The organism is Pseudomonas sp. P108 (genome assembly GCF_032613195.1).
Classification (GTDB): domain Bacteria; phylum Pseudomonadota; class Gammaproteobacteria; order Pseudomonadales; family Pseudomonadaceae; genus Aquipseudomonas.
The window spans coordinates 1,463,096-1,480,130 of sequence record NZ_CP126691.1; the positions used below are offsets into that span (position 1 = coordinate 1,463,096).

Sequence of the window (17,035 nt, forward strand, 5' to 3'; positions counted from 1 at the left end):
ACACATAGATCAGTCCCCGCGCCCTCTGGGAGAGGGCGAGGGGGAAGGGAGCTTATCTTCGTGCTGTTCAAAACCTGAGTTCGACTCGAACGTTCAGGTCGGTGCAGCTCGCAAGAACACCTCAATCAGTCCCCTCTCCCTCTGGGAGAGGGCTAGGGTGAGGGGCTTTTGATCTTCAGGTCAGATCTGCTCAGCCCACAGGTCATACTCGTCAGCGTCAGTAACCTTGCACCAGACCTTGTCACCCGGCTTCAGATTGCTGCCGTTATCAATAAACACGTTGCCATCGATTTCCGGGGCATCGAAGAAGCAGCGGCCGACCGCGCCTTGCTCGTCGACTTCGTCCACCAGCACTTCGATTTCACGGCCGATACGCATTTGCAGGCGTGCCGAGCTGATCGCTTGCTGGTGCGCCATGAAGCGATCCCATCGATCCTGCTTGACGTCGTCCGGTACGATCTCCAGATCCAGATCATTCGCCGGAGCGCCATCCACCGGTGAGTATTGGAAGCAACCGACGCGGTCGAGCTGGGCTTCGGTCAGCCAGTTCAGCAGGTACTGGAAGTCTTCTTCGGTTTCGCCCGGGAAGCCGACGATGAAGGTAGAACGGATGATCAGGTCCGGGCAGATTTCGCGCCAGTTCTTGATGCGCGCCAGGGTCTTGTCTTCGAAGGCCGGGCGTTTCATCGACTTCAATACTTTCGGGCTGGCGTGCTGGAACGGGATGTCCAGGTACGGCAGGATCTTGCCGGCGGCCATCAGCGGGATCAGCTCGTCAACGTGCGGGTACGGGTAAACGTAGTGCAGACGCACCCAGACGCCGAGGGTGCTCAGGGCTTCGCAGAGTTCGGTCATGCGGGTTTTCACCGGCGCGCCGTTCCAGAAACCGGTGCGGTATTTCACGTCAACGCCGTAGGCGCTGGTGTCTTGCGAGATCACCAACAGCTCTTTGACGCCGGATTTGACCAGACGCTGAGCTTCGTCGAGCACATCACCCACCGGACGGCTGACCAGTTTGCCGCGCATCGACGGGATGATGCAGAAGCTGCAGCTGTGGTTGCAGCCTTCGGAAATCTTCAGGTACGCGTAGTGGCGCGGGGTCAGCTTGATGCCTTGCGGCGGCACCAGGTCGATCAACGGGTTGTGATCCTGACGCGGCGGTACGACTTCGTGCACGGCGTTGACCACTTGTTCGTATTGCTGCGGACCGGTCACGGCCAGCACGCTCGGGTGCACGTTGCGGATGTTGCCTTCTTCCACGCCCATGCAACCGGTGACGATGACCTTGCCGTTTTCCTTGATCGCTTCGCCGATCACTTCCAGCGACTCAGCCTTGGCCGAATCGATGAAACCGCAGGTGTTGACGACTACCACGTCGGCGTCCTGATAGGTGGACACCACGTCATAGCCTTCCATGCGCAGCTGGGTCAGGATGCGCTCGGAGTCGACCAGTGCTTTCGGGCAACCCAGAGATACAAAGCCAACCTTTGGATTGGCCGGCGCGGGAGTGGTGGACATGTCTAACCTCGGTATTTTGTGACATCGCTTTCTTGGTGCGAAAGCCGACGGACGGGCGCTTAGGGCGCGCCTCTGATCAAAAAGTGCGCAATTCTAGCGGCGAGCAACGCACTTGACCAGCTTTATGCAGGGAAATACGACGAGTGCTGCGCTATGCTTCGCGCCGTTGAGCTTTACCAATTTTTTACAGTCAACAAAACGTCTGTAACAACAGGTAAAACAGCGCATGCTGCACCACAAAGCATAGTGCTTCATTCAAGAAGCCGGTTCTGAGAAGTAGGAGTGTTGGATGGGTCAGGCAAGTAGTCATGCGGCAGGCGCCGAGGGTTCGGCCTCCAAGCCGCTGAGCATGCTGGTCGCGGCGGTCGGGGTGGTTTACGGCGACATCGGCACGAGCCCGTTGTACACCCTCAAAGAAGTGTTTTCCGGCGCTTACGGCGTATCGGTCAATCACGATGGCGTGCTGGGCATTCTGTCGTTGATCTTCTGGTCGCTGATCTGGGTCGTGTCGATCAAATACATGATGTTCGTGCTGCGCGCCGACAACCAGGGCGAGGGCGGCATCATGGCGCTCACCGCACTGGCGCGACGGGCGGCAGGGCATCGCAAGAAATTGCGCTCGTTGTTGGTGGTTTGCGGGCTGATCGGCGCGGCGCTGTTTTATGGCGACAGCATGATCACCCCGGCGATTTCCGTACTGTCGGCGATTGAAGGTCTGGGGCTGGCATTCGATGGCATCGACCATTGGGTGGTGCCGTTGTCGCTGGTGGTACTGGTGGCGCTGTTTCTGATTCAGAAACACGGTACGGCGCGGATTGGCATTCTGTTCGGGCCGATCATGGTCACCTGGTTCCTCGTCCTCGGCGCCCTCGGTGTATATGGCATCAGTCACGCGCCAGAAGTGCTGCATGCGATGAACCCGATCTGGGCGGTGAATTTCTTCGTGGTTCATCCGGGCATGGGCGTAGCGATCCTCGGCGCCGTGGTGCTGGCGCTGACCGGTGCCGAAGCGCTGTACGCCGACATGGGCCACTTCGGCCGCAAGCCGATTGCCCGCGCCTGGTTCATCCTGGTGTTGCCGGCGCTGGTGCTCAACTACTTCGGTCAGGGCGCCTTGCTGCTGGAAAACCCGGAAGCAGCGCGTAACCCGTTCTATCTGCTGGCACCGAGCTGGGCGCTGATTCCACTGGTCGGTCTGTCGACGCTGGCCACGGTGATTGCCTCGCAAGCGGTGATTTCCGGTGCATTTTCCCTGACCCGTCAGGCGATCCAGCTCGGTTACATCCCGCGCATGTACATCCAGCACACTTCCAGCGACGAGCAGGGCCAGATCTATATCGGCGCGGTGAACTGGGCGCTGATGGTCGGCGTGGTCCTGTTGGTGCTGGGCTTCGAATCCTCCGGCGCACTGGCCTCGGCTTACGGCGTGGCGGTGACTGGCACCATGCTGATGACCACCATTCTGGTGTCGGCAGTGATGCTGCTGCTGTGGAAATGGCCGCCGATCCTCGCGGTGCCGGTGCTGATCGGCTTCCTGCTGGTGGACGGTCTGTACTTCGCCGCCAACGTGCCGAAGATTGTGCAGGGCGGTGCTTTCCCGGTCATTGCCGGTATCGCGCTGTTCGTGCTGATGACCACTTGGAAACGAGGTAAGCAGTTGCTCGTCGATCGCCTCGACGAAGGAGCGCTGCCGCTGCCGATCTTCATCAGCAGCATTCGCGTGCAACCGCCGCATCGTGTGCAGGGCACTGCTGTGTTCCTCACCGCGCGCTCCGACGCCGTGCCGCATGCGCTGTTGCACAACCTGCTGCATAACCAGGTACTGCACGAGCAAGTGGTGTTGCTGACGGTGGTCTACGAAGACATCCCGCGCGTACCGCCATCGCGGCGCTTCGAGGTCGAAGCGCACGGGGAGGGTTTCTTCCGGGTGATCCTGCATTTCGGCTTCACCGACGAGCCGGACGTGCCGCAAGCGCTGAAGCTGTGTCATCTGGATGATCTGGACTTCAGCCCGATGCGCACGACCTACTTCCTCAGCCGCGAAACGGTGATTGCCTCGAAACTTGAGGGGATGGCGCGTTGGCGTGAGGCGTTGTTTGCGTTCATGTTGAAGAATGCCAATGGGAATTTGCGGTTCTTTAATTTGCCGTTGAACCGGGTGATTGAACTCGGCACGCAGGTAGAAATGTAAGCTTGGCCTCAAGCGAAAAGCCCCCGTCAGCCTTGTGGCTGGCGGGGGCTTTTTTGTGCATGCACATAAACCTCAAACCCACGCAAATCCCCTGTGGGAGCTAGCCTGCTAGCGATGGCTGAGTGTCAGACAGCACATCTTTACCAGATCCACCGCAATCGCTAGCAGGCTAGCTCCCACAGGGTTAAGTGGTGCGTTCAGGCAGATCGATTTCAGATTCAGTCTTCGTCCGCGCAGGTCGTGGCATCAACGCCTGAATCACATCATCAATCAAGGCTTTGCCCATCACCGTCAGGTAATGCGCGGCCCAGGCATGGCGATCGGTGTCTCTGATGAAGGCAGCGTCTTCTGCGAAGGATTTGGCGAGGGATAGCAGGTCGGAGGATTGGGACAAGGCATCGATGATCGGGATGCCGGAGCGGACGTTGAAATACGCTTGATCCGAGTTGTAGAGGAAGGGGGTGAAGCCGATGGTTGTAGTGTCTGAAGGCGTACCTGTTTTACTCATTGTTTTGCTCCTTAACGCGGGGAGCTGCTCCATTTCGTTACCACGCGAAAGGGTGGCAGCTGTACGCAGGGTGGTAAACCGGGAGCAAAGAAACCGGCAGACCCGAAGGTCTCCCACGCACAGCCGCCATTACACTGAATTACAGGCATCAAAATGCCTATTGTCGTGATGGGGCGCTGTTGCGCTTTGCATAGCCGGGTTACCACACCCGATCGCTGAATGGGTCAGCGACATCCGGAGAGTATCCCGTCGAAAAACAGCGCAATAGAGCGGCACAGCGCCCCAACAAGAGTTTCGGAGTTTGCCTACAAGGTCTGTGGGCGTCATCTGATATTGCGAGACTGGAAGTAAACGATACTAAACGTCTGACACGAACTGGCGTGTGCAAATGAGCGAGGCATGTATGACGGCATCATCGGAACAAGAAAAGCATGATGATCTCGAGAACCTTCGAATTGAAGCCGAAGCGATGGAACGATTGATCAACCTCGATCCGGCTCAAGTGATCAGCCATGACGATATGCGGGCAAGATACGCTTGCCAGGACTAACGATTATTTGAGTCCAGGGCAATTCCCCTGTGGGAGCGAGCCTGCTCGCGAAGGCATAGTGTCAGTCGACGAATCTGTAAACTGACCCACCGCTTCGCGAGCAGGCTCGCTCCCACAGGGGATTTTGGTGGCTGCTGGAATGTAAAAGCCCCCGCAACCGTGAAGTTGCGGGGGCTTTTTATGGGCGTGGCTCAGATCACTCTTCGGCGACCGAGTCCTTGCTCTGACGCTTCTCGATCAAGTCCACCAGACGCTTGGCCAGCGCCGGGTAGTTCTCATCGAAGTGGTGGCCGCCAGGCAGTTTCACTGCTTCGCCAACGGCAGTCTTGTCCGTGCAGCCACTTTCATCCGTCTCTTCTTCACCATAGATGCACACAACCTTGGCCGGTGGCAGCTTGGCCATTTCCGGGCCGGTGGCGGCTTCTTTGCCGGCGTTACCCAGCCAGCCTTCGACTTCGATTTCGAAGCTGCCGGTGCGGGCGAAGGCCAGCAGGATGATTGCGTCTACGCGTTGCTGCTCGGTGTCCGGCAGGCGGTTGTAGATCGCTGGCAATACGTCAGCACCGAACGAATAACCGGTGAGGATGAAGCGCTTGGTGCCCCATTTCTGCCGGTAGTGCTGCATCAGTTCGGTCAGATCCAGTGCGCTTTGCTCCGGGCTCTTGTGCTGCCAGTAGTAGCGCAGGGTGTCGATGCCGACCACCGGGTAGCCTATCTTGGCCATTTCACCGGCCACGTCGCGGTCGAGGTCGCGCCAGCCACCGTCACCGGAGAGGAACAGGGTCACGGTGTCTTTCGCTTGGCCGGCCGGCACTTCAACCACCGGGATCGCCAGACCGCCGTTGGCCTTGTCGCCGCCAACGAGGATTTTACGCAGTTCGTTGTTCAGCACTTGCGGCAGGTTGATGTCGTAGTCGCTGATGCTGGTTTCGGCGTTCGGTTGGTCGCGCACGAAACCTGCGCTGGCGTCGTCCGGGTTATCGTTCCAGGCTGCCAGCCAGTGGCCGTGGGCGGCGGATTTTGGCAGCAGGTGGGTGCAGCCACCTTTTTCCAGCGCGAGGTCGACGGACACGGCTTGAGCCTTGTCATCTTTCTGTTCCGACAACCAGCGCCAGGCCAGCACGGCCCCTGGGCCAATGCCACTGACCAAAGTAGCCGGACCGTTCAGTTCACGCAGGCCCGATTGCAGGGCGCGGCTTTGCAGCAGGCAGTCCTTGGGCAGAATCACTTGAACGATCTGCGCCGAGGCGCTGCGGCTCAGGGTGGTCAGTTGTTTTTCACTGAGTTTCTGGTCGTCGTTGACTGCTACCAGCACCTGCGCCTTGGGCTTGGTGCCCGGGATGACGCGGGTCATGGCGGCGCCATCGGCCGGGGTCAGCTGTTCGACGGTCGGTTCCGGTGCCGGGCGTTTGAGGTACCAGAAACCGCCGCCGGCAATCACGGCCAGCACGATCAGTGCGGCCAGGATGTACTTCAGGGAGCGTTGAATCATCAGCGTTTCACCAATCCAGTCAAGCCGCCCGCGATCAGGGCAGCAGTGTCGGCCAGCGCCACCAACGGATCGAGTCCGGCGGGCACGGCCATATAACGGGGTTCCCAGTCAGGCTGGAACTTGTCTTTGAAGCGGCGCAAGCCTTGGAAGTTGTACAACTGCTCACCACGGCGGAAAACCATCGAGCCCAGACGCTGGGTCAGCGGTGCACCACGGCGGGGTTGCAACCCCGACAACGGCACCATGCCCAGGCTGAAGCGCGCGTATCCGTGACTCTTATAGTGTTGAATCAGGCCGACCATCATGAATTCCATGGTCAGCTTCGGCGCATCCGGGTGCGCGCGCATCAGGTCGAGACTGGCCAGGTCATGGCTATAAGTTTCGAGCAGGTTGGCGAACGCCACCGGGCGACCTTCGAAGCGAATCACCGCGATGCGGAAATGCTTCAGGTAATCGTCGCTGAAACGGCCGAGGGAGAAACCTTTCTCGCGCACGTTCTTGCCAGTCAGCCACGCATCGGAAATCACTTTCAGCTCATCCATCGGCGCCTGACCCGGCTCGTGGATCTCCAGCGACAAACCATCGCGGGTGCCTCGGTTCCAGGTGTAACGCAGATCCTTCATCTCTTTGCCCTTGGCTTCCAGGTCAAAGCGCAGCAGATCGACCCGGGCTTCTTCGCCGAGTTTGATCGCGGTCAGGCCGATGTCCATGTAGTACGGCAGGTTCTCCGCGCGCACCTGGTAGAACACCGGGCGAGCGTGGTGAATGTCACAGAGGTCGCGGAACTGCCAGATCATCTCGGCACGTTGCTGGCCGGGGCCGATCGGGTCGTACAGCGCCACGAGGCTGCGACCACGGCGCGCGTACATCAGGAACGCTTCGTCGTTCTGATGAAACAGCAACGCCTTGTCACCAGTCAGCGCGAGGCCACCGTCGGGTTGCGACGACGCCATCAGAATCTTCGCCGCACGATCGAGTTCGTCAGGCGTCGGCAGGTGAATGACCGGGCGCGCGGTGCGCAGCAGCCAGGTCAACGCGATCACCAGCAGCAGGACGGCGGCGCCGAGCAGCGAACGCAGGCCACGTGGCGCGTCAGCGTCGAGGGTGAACTGCCACCACAGTTGATGGCTGTACGGCACGTCCTGATAAGCGAACAGCAGCAGCCATGTCGAAGCGCCGAGCACACAGAGGCTGGCCACTAGGTACAGCGGCGAGAACGGCAGTTCGGTCAGGCGACTCGGGCGATAGAACGAGCGACGGAACACGCCGAGCAGCGCTGCCGTCAGGGTCATCAGTGTCGCCTCTTCCCAGTCAAAACCTTTGAGCAGCGAGAGCAGGGCGCCAACCAGCAGCAGAATGGTGGTCAGCATCCACGCGGCCGACAGGCGACGACGCAGACCCTGAGCGAGCATCAGGCAGAGCACGCCGATCAGGCTGGCGCCAAAGTGCGAAGCGTCCACCAGACGATGCGGGATCAGAAAGCCGATGTGCTCCAGACGTGTGTCGATCTCGGGAGTAGCGCCGGAAAACAGCAGCACCACACCGGACAGGAACACCAGCACCGCCAGAATCGGTGCGGCCAGACCGGACGCGGCGCGCATGGTCTGGGTCTGGAACAGGCGCTGACCTTCGTTGATCAGCAGGAATACGCAGGCCACCAGCAGCGGCAGCACCACATAGATCAGGCGATACAGCAGCAGGGCGGCGGCGAGAGGCGCGGCACCGAGCTTGTCAGCGAAAGCGGCCAGCAGAATCGCTTCGAAGACGCCAACTCCGCCGGGAACATGGCTAAGTACGCCGGCAGCCAGTGCCAGCAGATACACCAGCAGGAACGCGCCGAACGGTGGCGCTTCCGGCAGCAACAGATAAAGGACCGTGGCGGCAGCCGCGACGTCGAGGGCGGTAATGATCAGTTGCAGGAAGGTCAGGCGACGCCCCGGCAAGCGCAGCGTGCGGCGGCCAACCCTGACCAGCAGGTTGTCGCGTAACGGTTGTTCCGGCAGGCGTCGACGGTAGATGCCGATGGCCAGTACTGCGCCAAGCAACAGCACGACAGCGGCTATAGTGCCGAGCAGGCCTTCGGACAAACCCAGCGCCTGCGAGGCAGCAGGCAGATCGCTCAGCGTTGCCAGTGCGGCCAGCGGCGGCAAGGCGCAGCCCAGCGACAAACTGGCGAACAAGGTCATGTGCGCGACTTCCGACGCGCCCAGGCCCAGTCGTGCATATAAACGGTAGCGCACCGAACCGCCGGACAGCAGCGACAGACCGATCGCATTGCCAATCGCAAACGCGGTGAAGCCGCCCAGCGCCAATGTGCGCGGCGGCAAGGTCACGCCGGCATAGCGGCTGGCCGACCATTCGTAGCCCAGTAGAATGATGAAGCCGACCACAGTCGCAGCAAACGCACCGAGCAGGGCGGGTTTCGGCACGTCGAGAATCGAGTCGTGCAGCGCATCGAGATCAAGCTCGGCAAGCAGATGACGACAGGCAATCAGCGCAATGGCAAACAGCAACAGCGTGACCGCCAGACCGATGGGTTGCCGGTATTTGCTCAACCGATCCAGCAAGCGCAGGCGCTCGGGTTTGATCGGGTGTTCCGCTGTGACGGTGTCTTGTGGATCAGACGAGTTGGCGCGCATCAATCACCTCTTGGATTGTGCGCGACAGGATGGAGGTATCCAGCCAAGTTACCAATCCCTGTAGAAAAAAATAATCACAAAATACTACGCCTCTCACCGGGTATCGGCGAGGGCAGTTCCTGGATTGCAGACGTCTTGCCTGCGACTCAAGCATAGTCGCAGGTGAGTACTTCTGAAGATCCCAAGCGGTTCACTGCACAGTGACAGATCATTGTTGCGAAAGGACTTTTTCAACAGATACAAAAAAGGCCACTCTTTCGAGTAGCCTTTTTTGATGTTTGGTTGCGGGAGCCGGATTTGAACCGACGACCTTCGGGTTATGAGCCCGACGAGCTACCAGACTGCTCCATCCCGCGTCTGTGTGGCGGCATTCTACAGGCGAACGGCGAGGTGTCAACCGCTAATCCCATAAAGGGTCAAATAAGTGTGCAATCGCGTCAAACGGTCGCAGGTGGTGCGTTAAGTTTCGGAAATGCAAAGAATTCCTGTTTGGCGATCCTTCTCTATAAGAAGAGGAAATCCACAAAACAGACGCGCACAAAAAAGGCCACTCTTTCGAGTAGCCTTTTTTGATGTTTGGTTGCGGGAGCCGGATTTGAACCGACGACCTTCGGGTTATGAGCCCGACGAGCTACCAGACTGCTCCATCCCGCGTCTGTGTGTCGGCATTCTACAGAGGAACGCTGGGGTGTCAACCTTCAATCTGGATAAAATCTGTTGAGGTTCAATCGGTTAGCGCTTTTTCTCGGGCGTTTTTCCGTGCGCAGGGCAGGCGGGGCAAGGCTTTCAGCTCTATTGGAGGCCGTTTGTCGATTGAGAAAATAAATTCAAAGGCCTTTTCCCACGCGCGGAGAAGAACATTCATACCACTGGTGCTATATACAGGTGTCAGTGAGATACTGCCCATCCGGCTCGCCACGTTTCCTTTTCTGACATGACTCAGCGAAAAATCATCCACATCGACTGCGATTGTTTTTACGCCGCCATCGAAATGCGCGATGACCCGCGTCTGGCCGGCAAGCCGTTGGCAGTGGGCGGTTCGGCGGATCGGCGCGGGGTGATCGCCACCTGCAACTATGAAGCGCGCGCGTATGGTGTGCGTTCGGCGATGGCCTCGGGGCATGCACTGAAGTTGTGTCCGGACCTGACCATCGTCAAGCCGCGAATGGATGCCTATCGCGAAGCCTCGAAAGAAATTCACACGATCTTTGCCGATTACACCGACTTGATCGAGCCGCTGTCGCTGGATGAGGCCTATCTGGATGTCTCCGACAGCGCGCATTTTGGCGGCAGCGCTACACGCATTGCCCAAGATATCCGTCGCCGGGTCTCCAATCAGTTGCACATCACCGTTTCCGCTGGCGTGGCACCGAACAAGTTTTTAGCGAAGATCGCCAGTGACTGGAAAAAACCCAACGGGCTATTCGTGATTACGCCGGATCAGGTCGAAGACTTTGTCAGCGATTTGCCGGTCAGCAAACTGCATGGCGTCGGCAAGGTCACCGCCGACAAACTGGGCAGGCTCGGCATCGTCGACTGCCTGCAATTGCGCGAGTGGGACAAGCTGGCGCTGGTACGCGAATTCGGCAGTTTTGGTGAGCGACTGTGGAGTCTGGCCCGTGGGATCGATGACCGGTTGGTGCACAACGACAGCCGGCGTCAGTCGATCAGCGTGGAAAATACCTACGACGTCGATCTGCCGGACCTGCGCAGCTGTCTCGACAAACTGCCGGAGCTGCTGGAAACCCTGAAAACCCGCATGGCGCGGATCGACAGCAGTTATCGTCCGGGCAAGCCGTTCGTCAAAGTGAAGTTTCATGACTTTACCCAGACGACACTGGAGCAGGCCGGGGCAGGGCGGGATCTGGGCAGTTATCAGTTGATGCTGACGCAGGCGTTCAATCGCGGCGGGAAACCGGTGCGGTTGTTGGGGGTTGGGGTGAGGCTGGAGGATTTGCGCGGCGGGTTTGAGCAGATGGAGTTGTTTGAGCGGTAGATTTGCGGTGTCTGTCGGAGCCTCTTCGCGAGCAGGCTCGCTCCCACATTTGGAATGTATTCCACCCTGTGGGAGCGAGCCTGCTCGCGAAGCTTTTAGCTGTCAGTTCGGCCCTGGATCCGCCACCAGACGCCCGGCATCCTTGGTCAGCGACTTGAGAAACTCAGTCTGCAATTCAGGATCGTTGCGCGTCAGTTCGATCAGGCTCTGTTCCAGCTCGCTGGCTTCTTCTTCCAGACCCAGTTCCGACAGACGTTTGACCCGGTGCACCCACTGGCTCACTTCGTCGTCTTCAAGGTCGTCATAAATCAGCCCGTGCGCTTCCAGCAACTTGCCACGCAGATGACTGCTGATCATCAGCGAAGAGTCCGAGTGCACGTCATCCTTGGCGTCTTCGACACTGATCTGCAATTTGCCGACATGATTGAGATCATTTTCGGCAAACGGGCTGTCGAGCAGGTTCAGACGCAGCACACCGTTACGATCGGTGGTCATGTCGAAGGTCTGCTTGCCAGCCTTGACCTGCACCGGACGCTCGCTCCACGGCAGGCTCGAATACTCCGTGCGCTTGTCGCGCTGGACTTCATCGATGCCGGCCAGATTCTGCTGCGCACGACCGTTGGACTGCACGTTCATGAACGGGTTGAGCCCGGCGAAACCGTAACTCAGCCAGTCCTTGGTGATGCTGTCCGGCAGGTTGCCGAGGGCGAACACGTTGACCACGTTGGCGCCAACGCCACCGACCACGGCGACCGCACCCAGCGGAATCTCGTAGACCTCCCGCCAGGGCTGGTAAGGCGTGTAGCGATCGTAGCGACGCGTCACTTCGAACTCGGTGACTTCAAAAGTCTTCTGTTCGTTGATCTTCACGCGTCGTTGCGGCAGCTCAAGCTCCTTAGGCTCACCGACATCAATCTGCAGGCTATGGTCGAGCAACTTTCGCTCGACCCGCTCTTCGTGCTCGCTGCGTTGTGACATGTGATTGGCACAGCCGCTGACCAGCAGGGCGCCGCACAGGGCGGTGCCTCCGAGGCCTAAGGTGTTTCGCTTGAACATGACGTCTCTATCTGGTTTCAGCGGCGGATACGGGCCTGAAGGAAGGACAATACGTCAGCCACCGGCAATGCTTGCGCCTCGCCTTCGGTACGACTCTTGTATTCCAGGTTGCCTTCGGCGAGGCCGCGGTCGCTGACCACGATCCGGTGTGGAATGCCGATCAGTTCCATGTCCGCGAATTTGATGCCCGGGCTGGTTTTCTTGTCGCGATCGTCCAGCAGCACTTCGAAGCCGGCGGCCGTCAGTTCGGCGTACAGCTTGTCGGTGGCTTCACGGACCTGCTCGGTTTCATAGCGCAGCGGCACCAGAGCAATCTGGAATGGCGCCAGGGTGTCGCTCCAGATGATGCCGTTTTCGTCGTTGTTCTGCTCGATGGCAGCAGCCACCACGCGGGATACGCCGATGCCGTAGCAACCCATTTCCAGGGTAACCGGCTTGCCGTTCTCGCCCAGCACTTCGCACTTCATCGCCTTGCTGTACTTGTTGCCCAGCTGGAAGATGTGCCCGACTTCGATTCCGCGTTTGATTTCCAGGGTGCCTTTGCCGTCCGGGCTTGGGTCACCGGCGACTACGTTACGCAGGTCAGCCACGGTTGGAACCGGCAGATCGCGCTCCCAGTTCACGCCGAAGTAGTGCTTGTCGTCGATGTTCGCGCCGATGCCGAAGTCGCTCATCAGCTCGACCGAGCGGTCGATGATGATCGGCAGCGGCAGATTCAGCGGGCCGAGCGAACCGGCGCCGGCGCCAATGGCGTCACGCAGTTCGGCGTCGGTGGCCATGACCAGCGGGCTGGCCACGCCAGGTTGCTGGGCAGCCTTGATTTCGTTGAGTTCGTGGTCGCCACGGATGACCAGCGCGATCAGCTTGCCTTCTTCTTCGGCGCGCACGATCAGGGTCTTGATGGTCTTTTCAATCGGCAGATTGAATTTTTCCACCAGCGCCGCGATGGTTTTGGTGTCTGGTGTATCGACCAGGCGCAGCTCTTCGGTCGCGGCAGCACGCGAGGTTTCGCGTGGCACGGCTTCGGCCTTTTCGATGTTCGCTGCGTAGTCGGAACCGTTGCTGAAGACGATGTCGTCTTCGCCAGACTCGGCCAGTACGTGGAATTCGTGCGAACCAGCGCCACCGATCGAACCGTTGTCGGCTTCAACCGGACGGAATTTCAGGCCAAGACGGCTGAACACGTTGCAGTAGGCCTGGTGCATACGGTCATAAGTGACCTGCAGCGACGCCTGATCAGCGTGGAACGAGTACGCGTCCTTCATGATGAATTCGCGACCGCGCATCAAACCGAAGCGTGGGCGGATTTCGTCACGGAATTTGGTCTGGATCTGGTACAGGTTGATTGGCAGCTGTTTGTAGCTGCTCAACTCGTTGCGCATCAGATCGGTGATCACTTCTTCGTGGGTCGGGCCCGCGCAGAAGTCGCGACCGTGGCGGTCTTTGATGCGCAGCAGCTCAGGGCCGTATTCTTCCCAGCGCCCCGATTCCTGCCACAGCTCGGCCGGTTGGGTGCTCGGCATCAACACTTCCAGAGAGCCGGCGGCGTTCATCTCTTCGCGAACGATGGCTTCAACCTTGCGCATGACTCGCAGGCCCATGGGCAGCCAGGTGTACAGGCCCGAGGCGAGTTTGCGGATCATGCCGGCGCGCAGCATCAGCTGGTGGCTGATCACGACCGCGTCGGAAGGCGTTTCTTTCTGTGTGGCGAGCAAAAATTGACTGGTGCGCATGGTTGGCCGTTGTCGGTTGCTATGACTGGAAATGACTCCGCAGTGTACCGGCGAGTTTTGCCGACGTACAGGCGTGAGGTCAGTGGGGAGGCACGACGGCGGGATTCCTCCCGCCGTTGCCGAAACGTCTTACGATTCTTCTGTGACCGGCGTCGGCACAGGCTCGGGCGTTGGCGTCGGGCCTTCGCGGCGGCTTTCCTGGAACCAGTGCAGGGCGATCAGTACCAGTGTCGGCACGCCGAGCAGGGCAGTGATCAGGAAGAAACTGTGGTAACCGAACTTCTCGACCAGAACCCCGGAATAGCCGCCCATCAGGCGCGGCAACAGCAGCATGATCGAGCTGAGCAGGGCGTATTGGGTGGCGGAGAACTTCAGGTTGGTCAGGCTCGACAGATAGGCAACGAACGCCGACGTCGCCAGGCCCGAGCTGAAGTTGTCGAGGGAAATGGTCACCACCAGCATCTGCAGGTTCGGGCCCATGTCGGCGAGCATGACGAACAGCAGGTTGGTGGCCGCCGAGGCCGCGCCGCCGATGAACAGAATCGGCAGGATGCCGAAACGCACGATCAGCAGGCCGCCCATGCCGGCGCCAACCAGCGTCATGATCAGGCCGAAGATCTTGCTGACACTGGCGATCTGATCCTTGGTGAAACCCTGGTCGATATAGAACACGTTGGCCATGACGCCCATCACCGTGTCCGACATGCGATAGGTAGCAATCAGGCCGAGCAACAGCAGTGCCTGCCAGCGGTAACGCAGAATGAAATCGTTGACCGGCGTCAGCACCGGCGCCAGGCCGCGACGGCCCATGGTCGACAGGCACAGGCCAGTCAGCAGCGTATAGAGAATGGCGCGCAGGAAGGCGCGGTCTTCGAGCAGCAGGTCGAGCGGGCTCATGTCGCCGAACAGCACACCGGCGAAATCGGTGTTGTACAGCTGAGTGAACATCGCCGGCACCGAGACCAGCAAAACAATCAGCACAAACACCGACATCAACTGATGCATGAAGGTGTAACGCCCGGCCTGCAACTGCGTGCGTAGTGGCACTGGCGGTTCGCGCATGAATAGCGTGGTCAGCAGCGCGGGCACCATCAATGCACCGAACAGTGCGTAAGTGCCGGCCCAGGCCGAATGTTGATAGTTGAAGCCCGTGGAGCCGAAGCCCTCAGCGAAGAACAGCGCACCGGCAGTCGCCAGCAGTGCTGCCACGCGATAACCGGACATATAACTGGCGGCAAGGGCGGCCTGGCGGTTGTCCTCGGCGATTTCCAGGCGATAGGCATCCACCGCAATATCTTGAGTGGCGGAGGCAAAGGCGACGACAACGGCGATCGCGATCAGCCAGGACAGATGTTTCTGTGGATCACAGAAACCCATGCCGATCAGCCCGAGGATGACCAGCACCTGTGAGAGCACCAGCCACGAGCGGCGACGGCCAAGCTTGCCCAGCAACGGCAGGCGCCATTGGTCGAGCAGGGGTGACCAGACCCATTTGAACGCATAGGCCAGACCGATCAGGCTGGCATAGCCGATGGTTTCACGGGCCACACCGGCCTCACGAAGCCAGACGGAAAGCGTTGAAAACACCAGCATGTACGGCAGGCCGGCGGCGAAACCGAGCAACAACAGCACGAGCGTCGAAGGACTGGCATAAGCGGCTAGCGCGGCGCGCCAGGTTTTACGGGGCATGGGCTGGAGTCTGCCTCAAGATTGCGAAAACAAAGCGCGCACTCTAACCGCTGTGCTCTACCGGACGCCAGCCATGGCGCTGAATATCCACACGATTGTTCAGGACGGTGATGCCTTCCATGCGCAATCGGGCCCGTTGTTCATCGCCCGAAGGGCTGCCCACCGGCAGGCTGATCCGACCGCCGGCGCCGAGCACGCGGTGCCAGGGCAGCCTGGTATCGCCGGGCAACTGGCTCAAGGTGCGGCCGACCCAGCGGGCGGCGCGCCCCAACCCGGCAAGTTCAGCTAACTGACCATAGCTGACGACTTTGCCCTCGGGCACTTGGGCGAGCGTGGAATAGAGCGCCGTGCGTCGGATTTGCGCTTCACTGTCACGATCGTGGGGCTGCTCTGTCACGTGCGCGGCTCCTGAACATGGGCGGATTGATGCTTCAAGGGTAATCCGTCGCGGCGCAGTTGAGAAATGAACTCAATGGAAATCGTCCGGTCAGTCCTTGTCAGGGTCTTATTCCTACGGATAATGCCGACCTTTTCGCAAACTGAGCCCTAGATTCGCTTATGTTTTCCAGATCCTTGCTGTGCCTTGCTGTATTCAGCGCGTCCACGCCCCTGCTTGCCGACACCGTCTGGTTGAAGAACGGTGACAAGTTGAGCGGCACTATCACCGTGTTCGATGGCGGCAAGCTGTTGATCCAGACCAAATATGCCGGTGCGGTCACGATTGACTGGAAAGAGGTCAAGACCCTGGACAGCGATCAGCACCTGCTGGTCAAGCAGGATGCCTACACCGGAGAAGTGTCCAAGTCGCTGACGGCTGCCGAAGATGGCAAGGTCACCCTGGCCAACGGAGAGGCGCCGAAAACCGTCGAACTGGCGAGCATTCAGCAGATTCTCAAACCCAAACCGGTGGTCGAGGATCTGGTGTGGAAGGGCAATGTCGACCTGGCGCTGGACTATCAGCGCGCCGAGAAGGACACCGATGACTACGATGTCGGCTTCAAGACCTCAGCGCGTCATGGTCGCTGGCGTCATACCGCCGAAGGCGAGTACAACCGCGAAGTGCAGGACGACGAGACCACCACCAACAACTGGCGCGCCGAATATGCACTCGACCGCTTCCTGACGGATCAATGGTTCTGGCAGGGCCGCCTGAACTACAAGCGTGATCACATCGAAGAGCTGGCGCGTCAGCGCGTGGTCGGTACCGGTCCTGGCTACCAGTTCTGGGATGACGAGCTGGGCGCGTTCTCGCTGGGCTCGCTGCTCAACCGTACCGATTACGAGTATCGCGATGGCAGCAAGGACAACTTCTATTCCGTCGCGATGAAGTGGGATTACAACCGTTACCTGATTGGCAAGAAGGTCGAATTCTTCACCAACGGTGAAGTGGGCAAGCCGCTGTCGGGTGTTGCCGATTACGCGCTGGATGCCGAGATGGGCTTGCGCTACAAGGTCACCGATTGGGCCTCGCTCAATCTCAAGGCTGAGCGTGACATCATCAGCGGCACCAACGATGCCGATCTGAACAAGACCCGTTATACCGCCGGGTTTGGCGTGGCCTGGTAACGCACAAGCAAAAGATCGCAGCCTTCGGCAGTTCCTACAGAGGATTGATATACATCCTGTAGAAGCTGCCGAAGGCTGCGATCTTTTTTTGCGAGCT

General features: G+C 59.5%; 12 protein-coding genes and 2 tRNA genes. 4 read left to right on the forward strand and 10 right to left on the reverse strand.

Annotation, left to right across the window (positions count from 1 at the left end; all coding sequences use genetic code 11):
• Positions 1–180: 180 nt before the first annotated feature.
• Positions 181–1,518 carry a 30S ribosomal protein S12 methylthiotransferase RimO gene (gene rimO / locus QOM10_RS06375; protein WP_095188906.1) on the reverse strand — a complete coding sequence of 446 codons (1,338 nt, stop codon included), beginning with the start codon at positions 1,516–1,518 and terminating at the stop codon, positions 181–183.
• Positions 1,519–1,867: 349 nt separating this feature from the next.
• Between rimO and QOM10_RS06380 the strand changes: the two genes are divergently transcribed.
• Positions 1,868–3,709 (forward strand): potassium transporter Kup, encoded by a 1,842-nt coding sequence (locus QOM10_RS06380; protein ID WP_371857960.1) that lies wholly within the window; start codon positions 1,868–1,870, stop codon positions 3,707–3,709.
• A gap of 184 nt (positions 3,710–3,893) precedes the next feature.
• On the opposite strand, the gene QOM10_RS06385 is transcribed toward QOM10_RS06380, so the two are convergent.
• On the reverse strand, positions 3,894–4,217 hold the full coding sequence (locus QOM10_RS06385) for a DUF3077 domain-containing protein (protein ID WP_160038558.1): 324 nt from the start codon (positions 4,215–4,217) through the stop codon (positions 3,894–3,896).
• 403 nt (positions 4,218–4,620) lie between these two features.
• On the opposite strand from QOM10_RS06385, the gene QOM10_RS06390 reads away from it, so the two are divergent.
• On the forward strand, positions 4,621–4,767 hold the full coding sequence (locus QOM10_RS06390; RefSeq protein ID WP_174245029.1) for a hypothetical protein: 147 nt from the start codon (positions 4,621–4,623) through the stop codon (positions 4,765–4,767).
• A gap of 196 nt (positions 4,768–4,963) precedes the next feature.
• Here QOM10_RS06390 and QOM10_RS06395 read toward each other — a convergent pair whose 3' ends face one another.
• The 4 genes from QOM10_RS06395 to QOM10_RS06410 form a co-directional block, all read right to left on the reverse strand.
• The gene (locus QOM10_RS06395; RefSeq protein ID WP_316917754.1) at positions 4,964–6,259 is read right to left on the reverse strand and encodes a virulence factor family protein; all 1,296 of its coding nucleotides are present in this window, start codon (positions 6,257–6,259) and stop codon (positions 4,964–4,966) included.
• A complete protein-coding gene (gene mprF, locus QOM10_RS06400) occupies positions 6,259–8,898 on the reverse strand; it encodes a bifunctional lysylphosphatidylglycerol flippase/synthetase MprF (protein ID WP_127926079.1) in 2,640 nt (879 codons plus the stop codon). The genes QOM10_RS06395 and mprF overlap by 1 nt, the downstream gene beginning before the upstream one ends.
• Positions 8,899–9,177: 279 nt before the next feature.
• Positions 9,178–9,254 (reverse strand) — tRNA-Met (locus QOM10_RS06405).
• Between the two features lie 221 nt (positions 9,255–9,475).
• Positions 9,476–9,552 (reverse strand) — tRNA-Met (locus QOM10_RS06410).
• Positions 9,553–9,832: 280 nt separating this feature from the next.
• Between QOM10_RS06410 and dinB the strand changes: the two genes are divergently transcribed.
• Positions 9,833–10,894: a DNA polymerase IV gene (gene dinB, locus QOM10_RS06415; RefSeq protein ID WP_150749402.1), complete on the forward strand. Its 1,062-nt coding sequence runs from the start codon at positions 9,833–9,835 to the stop codon at positions 10,892–10,894.
• Positions 10,895–10,996: 102 nt separating this feature from the next.
• Here the strand turns inward: dinB and QOM10_RS06420 are convergent, their stop codons facing one another.
• The 4 genes from QOM10_RS06420 to QOM10_RS06435 all read right to left on the reverse strand — a co-directional run bounded on the left by QOM10_RS06420 (position 10,997) and on the right by QOM10_RS06435 (position 15,769).
• A complete protein-coding gene (locus QOM10_RS06420) occupies positions 10,997–11,950 on the reverse strand; it encodes a hypothetical protein (RefSeq protein WP_137217559.1) in 954 nt (317 codons plus the stop codon).
• Positions 11,951–11,967: 17 nt separating this feature from the next.
• A complete protein-coding gene (locus QOM10_RS06425) occupies positions 11,968–13,683 on the reverse strand; it encodes a proline--tRNA ligase (protein ID WP_007918631.1) in 1,716 nt (571 codons plus the stop codon).
• A 129-nt stretch (positions 13,684–13,812) separates the two neighbouring features.
• On the reverse strand, positions 13,813–15,372 hold the full coding sequence (locus QOM10_RS06430; protein WP_150651372.1) for an AmpG family muropeptide MFS transporter: 1,560 nt from the start codon (positions 15,370–15,372) through the stop codon (positions 13,813–13,815).
• A 43-nt stretch (positions 15,373–15,415) separates the two neighbouring features.
• Positions 15,416–15,769: an MGMT family protein gene (locus tag QOM10_RS06435; protein ID WP_122608732.1), complete on the reverse strand. Its 354-nt coding sequence runs from the start codon at positions 15,767–15,769 to the stop codon at positions 15,416–15,418.
• Between the two features lie 161 nt (positions 15,770–15,930).
• Here QOM10_RS06435 and QOM10_RS06440 point away from each other — a divergent pair, with 161 nt between their 5' ends.
• Positions 15,931–16,938, forward strand: coding sequence for a DUF481 domain-containing protein (locus QOM10_RS06440; protein WP_127926081.1), 1,008 nt, complete (start codon positions 15,931–15,933; stop codon positions 16,936–16,938).
• Positions 16,939–17,035: the final 97 nt, after the last annotated feature.